Genomic DNA, 15556 nt, shown 5'->3' with positions numbered 1-15556 from the left:
TTAATTGATTCAAGCCCTTTTACGCATTTCTTTTAAAAACTTATGCCCAAATTTAAGCTAACCTTGCTCTGTTTCCATAAAAGATATCTCCCCAGAATTAATTTCGAGCGTACTACCTATTATTACTGAGATACCGCCAAGTAATATTGAATATCTTGAATTTTTAGAAAGTATAATTTGAGTTTTCTCGTCTGTTAAATACAAAATATTGGACTTTATCTCCTGCAGAAGTTGGGGTATATCCGAAATTAAGTTTGAATTGATAATAACCATTTTGGGATCCAGCGAAACGATTAAATTGTGAATGATACTTGCTGTATAGAAACAGAAATCACTCATTATTTTTCTGACTTGCTGATTATTTCTATCATATAATTCTTTGATTTCAGCATGTGTAAGTTTATCTACACTTATTGCTTCGCTGATCTTAGCCACAATCGCATCTTCTGAACAAGACTCTTCGATTGAATGGCGCATACTCTTGTGTTCTTCGCCAGATTCAAATACGACTGCATGTCCAATTTCACCCGCCTCACCACGAATTCCAGTGTACAAGCGATTATTTAGAATAATTCCGGCACCGATTCCTTTATGAATGCTAACGCAGACTAAGTTATCAATGCTCTCTCTGCTTTGAAAGTCTCTTTCATAAACTGCGGATAGATTTGCCTCATTTTCTAAAATAACCGGAACCATGAATTTCTTTGTTAAAATCCCACCAAGATCAATATTTTTAAAATTAATATAGGGCGTATATAAAATCTTATTATTTACAACAATTCCGTGAACAGCAATTGAAATCCCTAGTAGGCCTGCCTTAGTTTGTACACCTGCTATCAGTTCTTCAGCTATTCTTTCAATTATTGCTATTCTGTCGAAAACTGAGACCGTACTGGCCTTTTGGTGTATCACATTAACTTGTTCACCATTAACCAGCGCGAGCATTCCTTCGATGTAGTCAAATTCCAAATCAAAACTTAACACAAAACCATAATTAGCATTAATTTGTAATATTGTTGGTTTGCGTCCACCTTTGCTGGAGCTGACTCCCTTCCCCAACTCGCAGATATATTGTTGCGCCATTAATCTGGCGACAATTTCTGAAACCGTAACTTTACTTAACGAAAGGTTTTTAGCAATCTGGCTACGCGAAATCATTTTATGATTGAAAATCTGTTCTAAAACCTTTTTTTGATTAACATTTCTGAGCTGTGCTTTCTGAATTTCCATGTTTAAAGTCCTATAATGCTCTGGTATGCTACCATAGCAAGTTGCTGTCCACCAAAGTCATTCGGATGCAAGCCATCGCCAGAGTCACTCTTCTTATCTAATAATTTTGAGTCACCTTTATCAACCACTGCCAATTCAAGATCCGCAACTTGATCATAGACATCCTGAGTTCTGATCCACTTATTTAATAGCTGACGCTTATTTTCTACACTATCAGAATAAAATCTAGATTTTTTTAACGGGAGCAAGGTTGCAATCACAGATTTAGAAGCATGCTGCTTGATTATTTCGGCATATTTAGTTAAACCTTCAATAACTTCACCAACATCTTCAACCTCTCCAGGATGAGCAGTCTCTTGTATCAAATCGTTAATACCGTGGAAAACAAACACAATATTTGGATCGGACTCTCCATAAACATCCGTTTCAAAGCGTTTAATACCTGCAATGCCATGTCGATACCATTTATCCATCATGGGATCGGTATCAAACAGAACCCGGTTTCCACCAATACCACAATTATTAACAAAATATTGATTGGGATTTTTTCTCTGTAATTCTTCTCGTAAATGATTTACAAAAAAGCCTTGTTGCGTAATTGAATCTCCAAAGACTGCTACTGATTGCATATCTTGGGTATTAGTCATTGCTATTCCGTATAATCCAAAGAAATATGTCATTCTTGAATTGTCTTGCACCATTTTACAATAATCAATTTGGTTTAATTTCTTATTCTGTTCTATTGACCAGTTTTCGACCTTTAAATCTAGTAATGAATACGTAACAACGCCAGAAGTTAGATATGTTGTCTTCGGCAAAGTAAGGCTTATTTGCAGCAAGTCATCTTCTTTAAATTCATAGTCTATTTCATCGCTAATAATTTTCTGATCTATATTTAAGGCCAGTTCATTGCTTCCTCCGAAGGTAATAGCATGTTCATAGACATTGCAGTTATTACGAATCACTTTTAATTGCAAATCTACTAAATCTAATTCAGAAACACCATTTTGGTTAGTAAAATAAAATTTGATTGCTGAACTTTCTAGGCCGGCGCGTCGGGTTATTATTTGAGTTTGAGGTGCACTCAACGATGGCCATGTACGGTAATCAACAGGTTGATATGACCATACTTTTCGAAATCTATCTTTATACACAAGCTATTCCTCTTTTACTTAAAAAAATACTTAAACGTCTCAATAATTAGCGATATATCTTTCGCTGCTGGACATCATCAACACCAGACATTCTATAGAAGAACGTATTAACTTGATCACACCATTCCTTCGCATTATCAACCTGCTTTTGCAAACGCAACAAAACATTTTGATAAACAGACTCTGGTACCTTTCCCTGCAAAGTTACCCACATATTCAAATATTGAACAACTGCTTCATACCCTTGAAAATGCGTATTATAAATGTGTTGAATGACTGTTTCACCATTATGCAGTACATGAGAATACGATACATGGTGGAAAAACAAAAGTAATTCGTCTGGACACGTAGCTAAATTCTCATACAATTCAAAGTTATGATTAGAATATTGGCGTGTATATCCTGTCCCAGTAGCAAGTGTTCGGTCAACACCGAGCCCATTACGATCAGCATAATGATAAGTTCCCCATCTATCATACTCATATCCATTAATAGAGGGGCCATAATGATAATGAGGGGTTACCATAAAGCCAACTCCTAGCGGTGCTGTATAATTCTCGTATGTTTCATTAGACGTAGCTAAAATTTGGGAGACTTTACCGCATACCTCTGAATCAGAAAACGTGAGTTGTGTCCATTCTGCCAAAATTTGATCAGGTGTAAGATCGTTATTCCACGCGATTCGACCGAAACCGTACAAATTAGACTGTGCTAATTGATTACCCGTCCAATTCTCGTCCCGACCAATATTACTAACCGCTGCAAAACCAGAGTTAGCAGAAATAATTGAGTTGCGACTAGGAATATCTTTTAATAAAGCTGATTTATTATCTTCAAAAGTATCAAAATGTAGGACGCGATGCCATTGTGGTAGTAAATAATTAAGATCTATCTGGTGTCCTGTGTATTCTTGTGTAATCTGAAATTCAATAATCTGATTTGTGTGTTTTAATGCACCAAATAATGGTTGCACAGGTTCGCGTGTTTGAAAATCAATTGGGCCAAATTTGATTTGTAAAACAACATTATCCATGAATTGACCGTCTAAGCCAATAAAGTTGTCAAATGCTGCACGTGCACGATCGACCGATTTATCTCGCCAATCTTGTTGGCTGTTATAAACAAAAGCTCGCCAAATTACCAAGCCATTAAATGGTTTCAATGCCGCAGCCAACATGTTAGCACCTTCCGCATGATTCCTACCATACGCAAATGGTCCCGGTTCTCCTTCAGAATCTGCCTTAACTAAAAAGCCCCCAAAATCCGGAATAACACGATAGATTGTTTTAGCCCGATCAATCCACCATTGCTTAACCTCTGTATCTAAAGGATCCGCTGTCTTTAAGTTACCTAAACGTATTGGTGAAGCAAAATTGATACTCAGTAGAACTTTAATTCCAAACTTTGCAAAGACATCTACAATTTGTTTTATTTTAGGCAAAAATTCGTCAGAGATAAAAAATGTTTCACGTTTATGAACATTTACGTTATTGATAGCAATATAATTTATGCCAACACTCGCCAACAATCTAGCATACTGCTCAATTCGCTCATAATTACCGAGGAACTCATTATGATCGTAGAAAATTGATTCACCCGCATAACCACGCTCGATTGACCCATCAAAATTATCCCACTGATCAATCATCCGAATTGCTTGATCTGGCTGTTTTAACTCATGATTCTGTAAGTCGCCTAGATGGTAATGAAGGCAGAAATAATAGAGGCCATACAACAAATTTTGATTATTGGCTGCGGTGATGATATATTGTCCACTATTATTTAGTATTTCAAACCCATCCTGAGATGCCGCATCTATTCCTAAAATTACATCGGTATGAGTCTCATCTTCAGTAAGATTCGCTTTAAAATATGTGACGATCTCAGATCTAATATTAATTGAGACACGATCTTCCTTAGTGATATTTTTGATGTAAAACTGCAATTGGCTAACTGAGTTCACAACATTATTATTTAACCAACAATTGTCTGTCATAAGGGCAAAACTCCATTCCCGTGTATAAAAGGCAAAGAATGATATCTGCTAGATTTTTAATTCCAGTAGTAAACATCCTTTGCTTTTTATCAGTTTATTATTTTGATTCTTCTTTCATCAAGCTTGTTGAAACAAATATTTTTTTATCTACTATTCTTGCAATCAGGACAATTGATACGCCAAACAAAATAAAAACAGAAATTGCCGGGCTTAAAATTGTAATAACCCCAAGTACAATTAAAATCAAACCTATTATCGCTGTACTTCCAACATTCCGATAACTATACAAAACGGCATCCCACATGACTTGACCTATTGTCCAGTCTTGGTGCAGCAACTTAATTCTATATGCAAAGAACATACTTGCCACTAAATAGATAACCGTGATCAAGATTGGTAGCATTAAACTTCTAACCGCTGCGAATTTCATGATAAGCTGTAAGTCCATCAACCCAATGATCATAATAAATGAATAGATCAATGAAAGTTGCCATGTGTTCTTCAGCATTGATAAATAGGCGTTAAAGAAGTTTTTAAAAACCGCGCTAGCACTTTCTTGCCGATTTAATTGTGAAATACTATGGAGCGTTGTCGCAATTGAAGGACCAAGTAAAAATATCGGAATGAAATATATAATCAAAGTAGGAAACGATAATTTTACAAATAACGCACATCCCAACAATAAAATATTGGAAAGCAAGATACATAAATCAATAATAAAGGAGTAATAAAATTTATATATTACATCTACTGATGCTTTATTAATTTGGTTTATGACGACTTCAAATAAGTTATGTTTCATTATTTAATACCTGTCGTTGCAATACCTTCAACGAAATACTTCTGTGCTGAGAAGAATACGATTAATGATGGCAGAACAGCAAGTACTGACATCGCCATTAGTTGTGCATAATTAACAGATCCTGTACTGTCCATGTTCATTTGCAATGCAAGAGCAACTGGGAATTTCGATGTTGATGATATATAAATCAACGGCCCCATAAAATCATTCATTGTCCAAACAAACTGGAAGATGATACAGCTAATAATTGCTGGACGTAATATTGGCAATAAAACACGAATTAAAATCTGCCAAGAATTGGCACCATCCATCGTTGCGGCCTCGTCAAGAGAAGTTGGCACACTTCTGAGGAACTGAATGAGCATGAACACAAAGAATGCCTGTGTTGCAAAAATGGTAGGTGCAATCAATGGCGTGTATGTGTCCAACATACCCAACTTTCTAAATAGTAAATACATCGGGATCATCGTGACAACTTGTGGCAGAAACATTGTTGCCATCAATGCAGAAAATAAAATTTTCTTAAACGGAAACTCAAATCTAGCAAAACCGTACGCCGTTAAAACACTAGAAACAACGGTGAAGAAAACTTTAGGAATCAATATCTTGAACGTATTAATAAAATACGTGGTGAATGTATAACCAGTACCTGTTTGCCATCCATGAATATATGGGGTGAAATCAAAGTGCTTCGGAATAAATCCGATTTCCGTAAAAATCTCATTATTCGTTTTAAAGGACGAACCTATCATCCATAAAATTGGATACATCATAATAAAAGCAATAACTGTAATGATCACATAGCGAATGACTGCATTCGTCCTATACATCCGTTGCTTATGCTTAATTGCCGCTGAAACTTCATCCATTTTTAATTCCCCGCTTCATCTGAGTAATATACCCATTTCTTTTGTGACCAGAACAGAATTCCGGTTACGGCCATAATGATAATAAATAGGATCCATGATGCTGCACTTGAATATCCCATCTTAGAATACTTAAATGCATTGTTATAAATAAACATTGATGCTAAATACGTCTTATTTAGCGGCCCACCACCAGTAATTAAAAATGGACCATTAAATTCTTGGAATCCGTTAATTAACTGCAAGACAAGATTGAAGAAAATTGTTGGTGTGATTAACGGAATTGTGATTGAGAAGAACATATGGAATCTCGACGAACCGTCAACTTCTGCAGCCTCATATAATTCAGTCGGTATATTTTTCAAAGCGGCAAGAAAGATCAGCATCGCCGAACCAAATTGCCATACTTTTAAAATCGTCAGTACGGTCATTGCACCACCTGCAGTTGAGAACCATGAAACTGACTTTAGACCAATCATATTTAGAAGTTGATTAACCAAACCTGTGGAACCAAACATCAAACGCCAAAGTAAAGCGATGGCAACATTTCCACCGAGTAATGAAGGAATATAGTAAGCGACTCGGTAGAAACCAATTCCTTTGAGTTTGAAATTCAAGACAAATGCTATCAATAATGCAAATATTAACTGTAGCGGTACCGTCAATAATACATACTGAAACGTTGCAACAAGCGAGTTTTTAAAGTCTGGATCGGACGTGAATAATTGAATATAGTTTTGTAATCCAACCCACTTTGGAGCATCAATCATATTATAATTAGTGAAACTGTAATAGAGCGCCGCAATAAATGGATAGATTGTAAAAATAACCAGTCCGATTATCCATGGCAGCAAGTAAAGTAGGCCTATCTTACCACGTTTCATATCGTAAATATCTCCTTCAATAAAAAATAGAAGAGTTGCGACTTTTTAATTTCATTCGCAACCCCTCAAAATATTATTTCAAATTAGCTAATGATGACTTGAGTTGAGTATAGAGTGCGTCAGTAGTTGCATTCAAATCGCTCTTTCCAAGTTCATAGCTTTCAAGCTGTTGTTGCCATACGTTAGTTACATCACTATTTTCAAGGTTAGGAACTTCTGGGATGCTCTTAACTTTTTGACCATAGTCGTATGCGTCCTTAACAATTCCGGTTACAATGCCTTCATCCTTAAGGGTCTTAGCAGCAATCTTACTTTCTGGAACACCTCTTGAAGTGCCCATTAGCTTAATTCCAGTTGGGTTGTTAAACAAGAACTGAAGTAATTTTGCAGATTCCTTTGGATGCTTTGTATGCTTACTAATATAGAACAAGAATGTTGGTTTCGAAATTGCACCTGAAGCCTTTGCACCTTTAATTTGTGGAATTGGCGCAATAACAACTTTTTGGTTCTTAGCTTTCAAAGCTGTTTCATTTGCAAGAAGTCCACCTGACCACTCGTAGTCTCCTGCCCATTCACCATTAATCCACTTCGAAGTAGAAGCAACAGGTAATGACTGAGAGCCAACAGCATCTAGATATTCTTGACGAGAAACAAACACGTTCTTATCAACCATATCCTTATACCACTTTAAGCCTTGCTTTAATTGAGCCTTGGTATAAACTAACTTGTTTGAAGCAGTATATGGACTCTTTCCAGTTACTTGTTCCAAATATGTCAAGACCATAAACATTGGAGATGGGTTAATAATTGGATGTGATCCTTTAGGGAACTTTTTAGCGGCCTCAACGTAGTCATCCCAAGTCTTTGGCACTTCTTTAATTCCTAATTTTTCAAATTCTGACCAATTCAAAGCAATTTCCATCGTGTTCTTACCATGTGCTAAACCATTAAGAACACCATTGGAAGACCGTCCCTGGTCTAACGTTGCTTTAGAATATTGTGACAAATCTAAGGTACCCTTTAGTTTTTCCAAATCATAGTAGCCATCGCCATTTTTTGAGTACTGTGGTAACCAGGCATATAATCCTTGCATAACATCTGGCTCAGTTCCCCCGGCCATTTGTGTACCAATCTTTTGATCCATAGAACTAATTGGGAAAATTTCTGCTTTAACTTTAATATTAGGATTCTTTTTTTCAAATGCTTTGATTGCTTGGCGAGTTGCTTTATTACGAGCTTCATCACCCCACCATGAGAATCGAATTGTAACTTTACCTTTTGAATCACTAGACTTATCACTTGATGAGCTCTTGCTAGAGCATCCCGCAAGTAATAGTACAGATAGCGCAGCAATTGCAGTACTAACTAATGCTTTTTTTAACTTCATAATACTTCCTCCACTCGTATTATATAAATTACTATTAGGTCCTGTTTAAACAATTCACCTCGCAACAGAATGTTTATTAACCTTACGAACTAAGGATAATCATTCACAAATGTTTTGTCAAGCGCTTTCAACAAAATATATCAATTTAGCTAAAAATTCTTTTAGCTCTTGATGAAGTCAAGTAATCAGTCTATAATGCTGGTTGTTTAGCACAAATATTAATATATTACAAATTTATTATCTGTTTTTAATATAATTTTTTATGGAGGAATAATCTCGAAAGAAAATAAAATAAGTAATTTTCTATTAATTGGTGGTGGTTGGCGCGCCGAATTTTATATGAGAATTGCACGAAAATTACCTAATTACTTTAATGTAACCGGAATTTACTGCCTGGATCAAGTGCTCAGCAAAAAATATAGTGAATTAGGATATCGCTGTTTTGACAGTCTCGATTCTGCATTGTCTAACACCACACCAGACTTCATCGTTATCTGCGTAAACCGTTTTGCAACGGCGCAAATCATTACTGATGTTGTAAAAAACGGAACGCCGATTCTTACAGAGACTCCTATTGCAACCTCACTTGATGAAATGAACAAGCTTCTTCAACTAGAAAATACTGGTCTGGTCCAAGTCGCTGAACAATATCATTTAAGACCTGATCAACAGGCTAGATATCGTCTCATCACAAATGGCATCATTGGTGATCCTGAGCAGGCAAGCATCTCACTTACTAATAACTATCATGCGATCAGTTTAATGCGTTTTTATCTGAATACGCCCGGTTCACGTGGTTCAATTTCTGCGAAAAAGTTCTCCCTTCGAGGATATCCAGGCTTCGAACGCGATGGTGTTCCAGAAAAACTTACACTTAAATCCTATGATGAAATCATTGCGCTATTTGATTTTGAAAATAAAATTGGCATCTATAATTTTGAAAGTGATCAGCATAGAAGCTTTATGCGAACTCAAACCATTCAAATTAAAGGTACAAGAGGCGTTATTGATAATGATCTTGTTAAGTATTTAAATGCTGATGACGAACCTATTACCTCTAACTTAACTAGAATTAACATTGGCCAAAATGAAAATATGGAGGGAATCGACAGTCTTAAGGGTATTCTCTTTGAAGGAAAGTGGGTTTATAAGAATCCATTTATCAACACGCCATTCTCTGACGATGAGATTGCTTTGGCGACTTTACTCTTAAAGATGTCACAATTCTGTGACGGCGGCCCTGTTGTCTATTCGCTTGAAGAGGCTGCCCAAGATTTCTATTTAACGTTATTAATAGAAAATGCTATTAAGGAACAACAAGATTGTAAAATAGAAAAGCAATTGTGGACTGACAAATTGGGAGAACAGAAATAATGAATAACCGACAATTAATAAACGGTGTTGAGATACCAGCAATTGGCTACGGTACAGGGATGCCATCTGATGAGGCGCGTACTTGTGTAAGCGAGGCGATTAGAACTGGTTATCGTTTAATAGATACTGCCGAAATGTATCATGATGAAACTGGTGTTGGACAAGGAATCAAGGATACAAAAATTCCGCGAAATGAAATTTTTATCTCCTCCAAATTAAATAACCCCATTCGCAATTACGATGAAACCATCGCGGCCTTTAATCAATCACTTAAAGATTTACAAACTGACTACTTGGATTTATTCCTAATTCATTGGCCTAATCCCAGTGATATTCGTCCAAATTGGGAAAAGAGAAACGCAGAATGTTGGCGCGCACTTGAAGACTTATACTTACAGGGTAAGATTCGTGCAATCGGCGTATCTAATTTCTGGGTACATCACTTAAAAGCTCTCGAAAAAACACAAAGAGTAGCCCCCATGGTTAACCAATTATTACTGGCGCCCGGCGAAAAACAAGAAGAAGTCGTCGCTTACTGTAAACAGCATAATATCCAGTTGGAAGGTTACAGCCCGCTTGGTAAGGGCAAGATCATGAATGTTGATTTATTAAAACAAATTGCGGATACAAATGGTAAAACCCCTGCACAAATTGCGCTGGCCTGGTCAATGGTGCATGAGTTTATTCCGCTTCCCCGTAGTACTAAAGCAACTAGAATGAAAGAAAACTATGAAACATTAGATGTGCGTTTAAGTGCCCAGCAAATCGACCAAATTGACCAGCTTGATGGTGTTTTAGGTAAATCTGCTAATCCTGATCTTATTTAATTAAAAATGAGAGAGTAACATAAAAAAATGACTTCCAATTCCAAACAGGAATTTAGAGGTTGAAGTGAACCCCTGGTATTGGACCAAAATACAATACCAGGGGTTCACTTCATATAGTCCTTTTTGTTTGGTGTTAATATTTAATTACTTGTCAAAGCGTTGAAGTAAATCAACAAATGTATCCATAGTACTTTGTGAGAATTTAACTGTGTCAGCATTAGAAATCTTTAATTACTCAAGAACTTTTTTAAATTACGAAAAAAGCCACATCATCAGCATTAGCAATAATGCATGATAATATAGCTTTTTAAAACGTTTTTTTAATCATTATTTTGCTCTGAAAATCTCATTCTTTCTCTGCGCAAACCAAGGACAGTTCGTGTGATCAGTGCGCAACCACCTAACAGGGTTGCATTTTTTGAATTGCTTGATATTTTTACTGGTGTTGCTTGATGTGTTGTTGTTGAAACCATCCTTGGAAAACCATCTAACAACTCTGGTACTTCAACAAATAAATCAGAATTGAGAATAACGCTCACCGGGCTGAAGGTCATAATAATATTTTCGATTAGTAAAACGAGGTGTTGCTTAAACTCTGCAACAACTTGCGCCGTGGCCTCATCTTGATTGACGATTAAGTTGCGTAGCTCCTTGAAATTTATCTTATCTACATTCTGAACGCGAGCGACATTTCGCAGCAACGCCGTTTCAGTACAATAATCTTCAAATGTTGCCTGCCCGTCAATGTTCGTATGTCCTAATTCACCGGCCTCACCATTCATCCCACGGTATAGCTTATTATCAATAATAATCCCTGCGCCTAAACCGTGGTGAATGCTGACACAAACAATATTGTCTGTTATTTCAGCATCATTGGCAAAGTCACGTTCATACACTGCTGCTAAATTAGCCTCATTCTCAAGTAAAATTGGTACATGATATTCATCTTCTAAAACCTGCGCGATATCAATATCAGCCATTTCTACATGTGGAGAATATAATATTTCATTGTGATAAACAATTCCGTGAATCGAAACACAGATGCCGGCTAGCCCAGCACTGGTAGAAGTAATCATATTCTGATTAATAATTTCCTTAATTAACTTGATTCGTTCGCCGGGTGACATACCTTCAGTGTTCACCCGATCATATTTGATAATTGAGCCATCAAGATAATTGGTCATATAATCAATATAGTCATAGGCAAAATCAAGCGACATCGTAAAACTGTATTCTTTATTAATCTGCAACAAAACCGGTTTTCGCCCGCCAACATCCGAGCTTTCGCCTTCACCAATTTCTAAAACCAGGTTATTAGCAATTAACTTCTTCAAAATATCGGAAACAGTTACCTTGTTTAAGCCAACTCTTTTAGAAATTCCTGCTCTTGAAATACCATAATTATTATATATTTCGTTTAGAATCGTAAGCTCATTAACCTTACGCATCATTTCTTTTTTCATCTTAATAAACTCCAAATACGCCACTAGCGTAAAGTTTTGTTATTTCAAAATCGGTTGCTCTTATAACGCTGTGACATCGCCCGCACTCTTATACAAATGCATTGGTAACATCTTATCAGCATACAATTTTGAGACTCGAACGAAACTAAAATCTTGTTTCTCAAGTTCGATTAATATTTTATCCAAAATATTGGCAGTTGCTGGTTGCAAATCATGCAATAAACAAATATCGCCGTCTTTTGCCAACGTCGTCATTCGGGAATATATCTGTTGCTCATCGTGAGATTTCCAATCTTCAGAATCCAAACTCCAGGTCACAATTGCCTTATTAATCTGACGAGCAGAGCGTTTATCAATATCGCCATAAGGTGGTCTGCACATTTGTGGTGTCTTACCAATTAGTGAATAGATTAACGAATCTGTTTTCTCTATTTGCTTATTAATCTCTTCGTTGTCAAGGTCTGGAAGAGAGGGGTGCGAATAAGTATGACTACCAATTTCAAAACCATTTTGATGAAGTGCAACTAGTCCCTCGGGATAAGTCTGAGCATGTTCACCCCAGATCATAAAGGTTGCATCAGCGTTATGTTTGCGTAAAGCCTGAATAATTCTGTCGGTATTGCCAGGTATTGGTCCATCATCAAATGCTAAAGCAATTTTTTTCATCTTAGTAGGTCCAATCGTGAATTAGATATCTTTACTTTATCACATTATTAAAACAAATAACTATCTCTATATGAACATTTCCTGATATTTGTTAGAATTTTATTATAATATTACCGGAATATTTTATAATTAAATTCTTGCTGATAAGTTTGTGAGTCTGTTTCAATAAATACTAACTATCCTTTTAATAAACTAATTCATACGCGTAGTGCTAGTTTGTAACATCAAAAAATTTAACAAAAAAGCCCAACATAGTTAGACTTGTAAGTGACTAAACTTAAAAGGAGTTCTAACTATGTTGAGTCACCTACAATTTAAGCAAAATCGTCATCAATTACAAGTCAGTTTTCATTACTTTTATCGTCTGTGTTCTTTTCTTTACCGTCGCTATTGTCCACGTTACGTTACTGAACGTCGCAATATTGAGCATACTAAGATGAACGATATTGATTTATTAGCCTTGCTTTGTCTACAGACAGTACTCAATTTACAGACTCAGAGTTTCTTTTGCGCTTTGATGAGTGCTCTTTTGCCCACCAAAATTGTGATTACACGTTCTCGCTTCAATCGACGCGCACACCAATTATTGCCCGTTATCAATGCCATGCGTCAAGGTATTGCCCGTGATTACGCTCAGACCGGTGAGATTGCAATTATCGATAGTTTACTCAATCCATTATGTGCCAAGGTGCGAAATTTCAGAGCCAAAATATTTTCTGGTTCCGCTAATATTGGGTATAACGCAACCAAGAAAATGCCATTTTATGGTTTTAAAACTCATATGGTTGCGACAACTAACGGTTATATCTTGAACTATGTGGTCACAGCGGCATCGGTACATGATGCTAAGGAAGCAACTGAGCTTATTCATGATTGCCCATGTCCCGATATTCTTGCAGATGTTGGCTATGTTGGTAAAAGACTTCGTACAGAATTTAAACAAAGTGGCTATACTTTGTGGACATCGTATCGATCCAACATGAAGGGTGCTAAGCAACATAATAACGCTAAGTTAAAGGCTTTACGTCGAACAATCGAATCAAGATTTTCTGTGTTAGTTGATAAATTTGGTATTGAGAAAAACTTGACAAGAAGTAATGTTGGCTTTCAGTTGAAGTTAGAATTAGCTATCTTGGTTTATAATCTTGGATTTTTTGATTTTATTACGAACTAGCACTAGGCGTAGTCAATATATACATTTAATACAAACTAATTAGACAAAAAGTAAACAGACCTAGAATAAAAGTCCTAGGTCTGTTTATTTTTGTCGTGAAATGAAGGTCTAGATTCAAACGCCTTAATTAAGTCGTTCTGCTCGTCCAAAGATTTAACTAGCCAGAACGGTTAAATTAATCAGTAAACTCAACGTGGCTTTTTCCGCTCTCATTTTGATTTTAAATAAGCTGTCTACTCAGTAACACCGGTTTTAAAGATAGCAATTCCATGGATTCCATATTTTTCGTTATTCGTTTTTTTGCCACTAGCAACATCAATAATGAATTGAATAAACTCAGCGGACAAGTCATCCATTGAGGTACTTAACAAACGTCCAGCGTCAAAATCAATCCAACGTGGCTTTTTCTCGGCAATATACGAGTTTGACGCAACTTTGATTGTCGGCACATATGTTGCAAATGGTGTTCCCCGACCGGTCGTAAACAAAACCAGCTGACAATCGGCAGATGCTTCGGCAGATGAAGAAACTAAGTCATTACCAGGAGATTGTAACAACGACAGACCCGGCGATTTAATTTTCTCACCATATTGTAAAACATCTTGAACAGCAGAAGTTCCGGATTTTTGTGTACAGCCTAATGATTTATCCTCTAGGGTTGTAATGCCGCCTTCTTTATTACCTGGTGATGGATTCTCATAAATTGGTTGATGGAACGACTCAAAATAACCTTTAAAGTCATTAATCAAATCAACTGTTTTATTAAAGATTGCTTCATCCTTAGCTCGTGACATTAAGATGGTTTCTGCACCAAACATTTCAGGAACCTCGGACAAAACTGCGGAACCGCCCTGAGCCGTAACAAAATCTGAAACACGGCCTAGTAACGGATTAGCCGTAACCCCTGATAAACCATCGGAACCTCCGCATTTCAAACCAATCTTTAATTCACTAAGCGGTTGTGGTGTTCGCACATCATCAGCTGCTGCGATATTTAGCTCTTCCAACATGTCCAATGCCATGCCTAATTCATCATCAACTTGTTGTGATATCAAGAATTTCATGCGCTCCGGATTAATTGGACCGCCTTTAGCCTTTAATTCAGCAATCATGCCATCCATTTGATTGTTCTCGCAACCAAGTCCAAAGATTAATACACCACCTGCATTAGGCTGTAAGGCAGCATCTACTAGAATCTTCCGAGTCTGTTCAAAGTCATCGCCTAATTGTGAACAGCCGTAAGGATGCTTAAGAATCATGACATTATCAAAAGAACCATTATCTGGATGCAACGCCTTAAATTGTTCGACAACAATGTCTAACAATGGATTGATACAACCAACGGTGGGAATAATATAAAGATCATTACGAATACCGACTTTACCATTAGCACGTTTGTACCCCATAAAGGTTCGCTCATCTTTAGGAATATCGTGGTGAATTTCGATTGGCTGATACTGATAAGATAGTTCACCAGAAAGATTAGTTTTTAAATTATGCGTATGAATCCAGGCACCCTGCGCAATATCCTCAACTGCATGTCCAATTGGAAAACCATATTTAATGACATCATTTCCTTTAGGAATATTCGCTAAAGCAAATTTATGACCGCGTTTAATTAATTCAGTTGTTACCACAGGCCCTTTTTCAGTCACCAATGTTGTTCCTTCAGGAATGTCTTCAAGTGCCACGCCAACAGAGTCTTTGGGATTTAAAATAATAAATGAATTCAT

13 protein-coding genes are annotated in these 15556 nt (G+C 36.6%); 3 read left to right on the top strand and 10 right to left on the bottom strand.

The genetic code is table 11. The features are described 5' to 3' along the window. Positions 1-57 precede the first annotated feature (57 nt). The 7 genes from EKM65_RS05200 to EKM65_RS05170 all read right to left on the bottom strand — a co-directional run bounded on the left by EKM65_RS05200 (position 58) and on the right by EKM65_RS05170 (position 8319). Positions 58-1230 carry an ROK family transcriptional regulator gene (locus EKM65_RS05200; RefSeq protein WP_125606331.1) on the bottom strand — a complete coding sequence of 391 codons (1173 nt, stop codon included), beginning with the start codon at positions 1228-1230 and terminating at the stop codon, positions 58-60. Between the two features lie 2 nt (positions 1231-1232). Continuing rightward, a complete protein-coding gene (locus EKM65_RS05195; protein WP_125606329.1) occupies positions 1233-2384 on the bottom strand; it encodes a GDSL-type esterase/lipase family protein in 1152 nt (383 codons plus the stop codon). Between the two features lie 46 nt (positions 2385-2430). After that, positions 2431-4380: an alpha-glucuronidase gene (locus tag EKM65_RS05190; RefSeq protein ID WP_125606327.1), complete on the bottom strand. Its 1950-nt coding sequence runs from the start codon at positions 4378-4380 to the stop codon at positions 2431-2433. Positions 4381-4477: 97 nt separating this feature from the next. Beyond that, a complete protein-coding gene (locus tag EKM65_RS05185; RefSeq protein ID WP_125606325.1) occupies positions 4478-5182 on the bottom strand; it encodes a DUF624 domain-containing protein in 705 nt (234 codons plus the stop codon). Further along, the gene (locus EKM65_RS05180) at positions 5182-6051 is read right to left on the bottom strand and encodes a carbohydrate ABC transporter permease (protein ID WP_125606323.1); all 870 of its coding nucleotides are present in this window, start codon (positions 6049-6051) and stop codon (positions 5182-5184) included. The genes EKM65_RS05185 and EKM65_RS05180 overlap by 1 nt, the downstream gene beginning before the upstream one ends. A 2-nt stretch (positions 6052-6053) precedes the next feature. Further along, on the bottom strand, positions 6054-6932 hold the full coding sequence (locus EKM65_RS05175; protein WP_125606321.1) for a carbohydrate ABC transporter permease: 879 nt from the start codon (positions 6930-6932) through the stop codon (positions 6054-6056). 73 nt (positions 6933-7005) lie between these two features. Beyond that, positions 7006-8319 carry an ABC transporter substrate-binding protein gene (locus EKM65_RS05170; protein WP_125606319.1) on the bottom strand — a complete coding sequence of 438 codons (1314 nt, stop codon included), beginning with the start codon at positions 8317-8319 and terminating at the stop codon, positions 7006-7008. 225 nt (positions 8320-8544) lie between these two features. Between EKM65_RS05170 and EKM65_RS05165 the strand changes: the two genes are divergently transcribed. Continuing rightward, entirely contained in the window at positions 8545-9693 is a 1149-nt protein-coding gene (locus tag EKM65_RS05165; RefSeq protein WP_318531110.1) for a Gfo/Idh/MocA family protein, read from the top strand. Next, a complete protein-coding gene (locus EKM65_RS05160) occupies positions 9693-10520 on the top strand; it encodes an aldo/keto reductase (RefSeq protein ID WP_125606315.1) in 828 nt (275 codons plus the stop codon). The genes EKM65_RS05165 and EKM65_RS05160 overlap by 1 nt, the downstream gene beginning before the upstream one ends. A 320-nt stretch (positions 10521-10840) precedes the next feature. Here the strand turns inward: EKM65_RS05160 and EKM65_RS05155 are convergent, their stop codons facing one another. Beyond that, complete coding sequence (locus tag EKM65_RS05155; protein ID WP_125606313.1) at positions 10841-11983, bottom strand: ROK family transcriptional regulator; 1143 nt, start codon at positions 11981-11983, stop codon at positions 10841-10843. A 60-nt stretch (positions 11984-12043) separates the two neighbouring features. After that, positions 12044-12649, bottom strand: coding sequence for a polysaccharide deacetylase family protein (locus tag EKM65_RS05150; RefSeq protein WP_125606311.1), 606 nt, complete (start codon positions 12647-12649; stop codon positions 12044-12046). Between the two features lie 295 nt (positions 12650-12944). Between EKM65_RS05150 and EKM65_RS05145 the strand changes: the two genes are divergently transcribed. After that, positions 12945-13823, top strand: coding sequence for an IS982 family transposase (locus EKM65_RS05145; protein WP_125606309.1), 879 nt, complete (start codon positions 12945-12947; stop codon positions 13821-13823). Between the two features lie 233 nt (positions 13824-14056). Here EKM65_RS05145 and EKM65_RS05140 read toward each other — a convergent pair whose 3' ends face one another. Next, positions 14057-15556: a UxaA family hydrolase gene (locus EKM65_RS05140; RefSeq protein WP_125606307.1), complete on the bottom strand. Its 1500-nt coding sequence runs from the start codon at positions 15554-15556 to the stop codon at positions 14057-14059.

It is taken from the genome of Lapidilactobacillus bayanensis (assembly GCF_003946695.1).
Lineage (GTDB): Bacteria > Bacillota > Bacilli > Lactobacillales > Lactobacillaceae > Lapidilactobacillus > Lapidilactobacillus bayanensis.
The sequence above is the reverse complement of the archived record's forward strand: the minus strand, read 5'-3'. Positions and strand labels throughout refer to the sequence as shown.

Coding starts and splice junctions, on each gene's coding strand:
- EKM65_RS05190 (WP_125606327.1), bottom strand. CDS start 4,380: ATGACAGACAATTGTTGGTTAAATAATAATGTTGTGAACTCAGTTAGC.
- EKM65_RS05160 (WP_125606315.1), top strand. CDS start 9,693: ATGAATAACCGACAATTAATAAACGGTGTTGAGATACCAGCAATTGGC.
- EKM65_RS05200 (WP_125606331.1), bottom strand. CDS start 1,230: ATGGAAATTCAGAAAGCACAGCTCAGAAATGTTAATCAAAAAAAGGTT.
- EKM65_RS05175 (WP_125606321.1), bottom strand. CDS start 6,932: ATGAAACGTGGTAAGATAGGCCTACTTTACTTGCTGCCATGGATAATC.
- EKM65_RS05140 (WP_125606307.1), bottom strand. CDS start 15,556: ATGAATTCATTTATTATTTTAAATCCCAAAGACTCTGTTGGCGTGGCA.
- EKM65_RS05185 (WP_125606325.1), bottom strand. CDS start 5,182: ATGAAACATAACTTATTTGAAGTCGTCATAAACCAAATTAATAAAGCA.
- EKM65_RS05170 (WP_125606319.1), bottom strand. CDS start 8,319: ATGAAGTTAAAAAAAGCATTAGTTAGTACTGCAATTGCTGCGCTATCT.
- EKM65_RS05145 (WP_125606309.1), top strand. CDS start 12,945: ATGTTGAGTCACCTACAATTTAAGCAAAATCGTCATCAATTACAAGTC.
- EKM65_RS05150 (WP_125606311.1), bottom strand. CDS start 12,649: ATGAAAAAAATTGCTTTAGCATTTGATGATGGACCAATACCTGGCAAT.
- EKM65_RS05155 (WP_125606313.1), bottom strand. CDS start 11,983: ATGAAAAAAGAAATGATGCGTAAGGTTAATGAGCTTACGATTCTAAAC.
- EKM65_RS05180 (WP_125606323.1), bottom strand. CDS start 6,051: ATGGATGAAGTTTCAGCGGCAATTAAGCATAAGCAACGGATGTATAGG.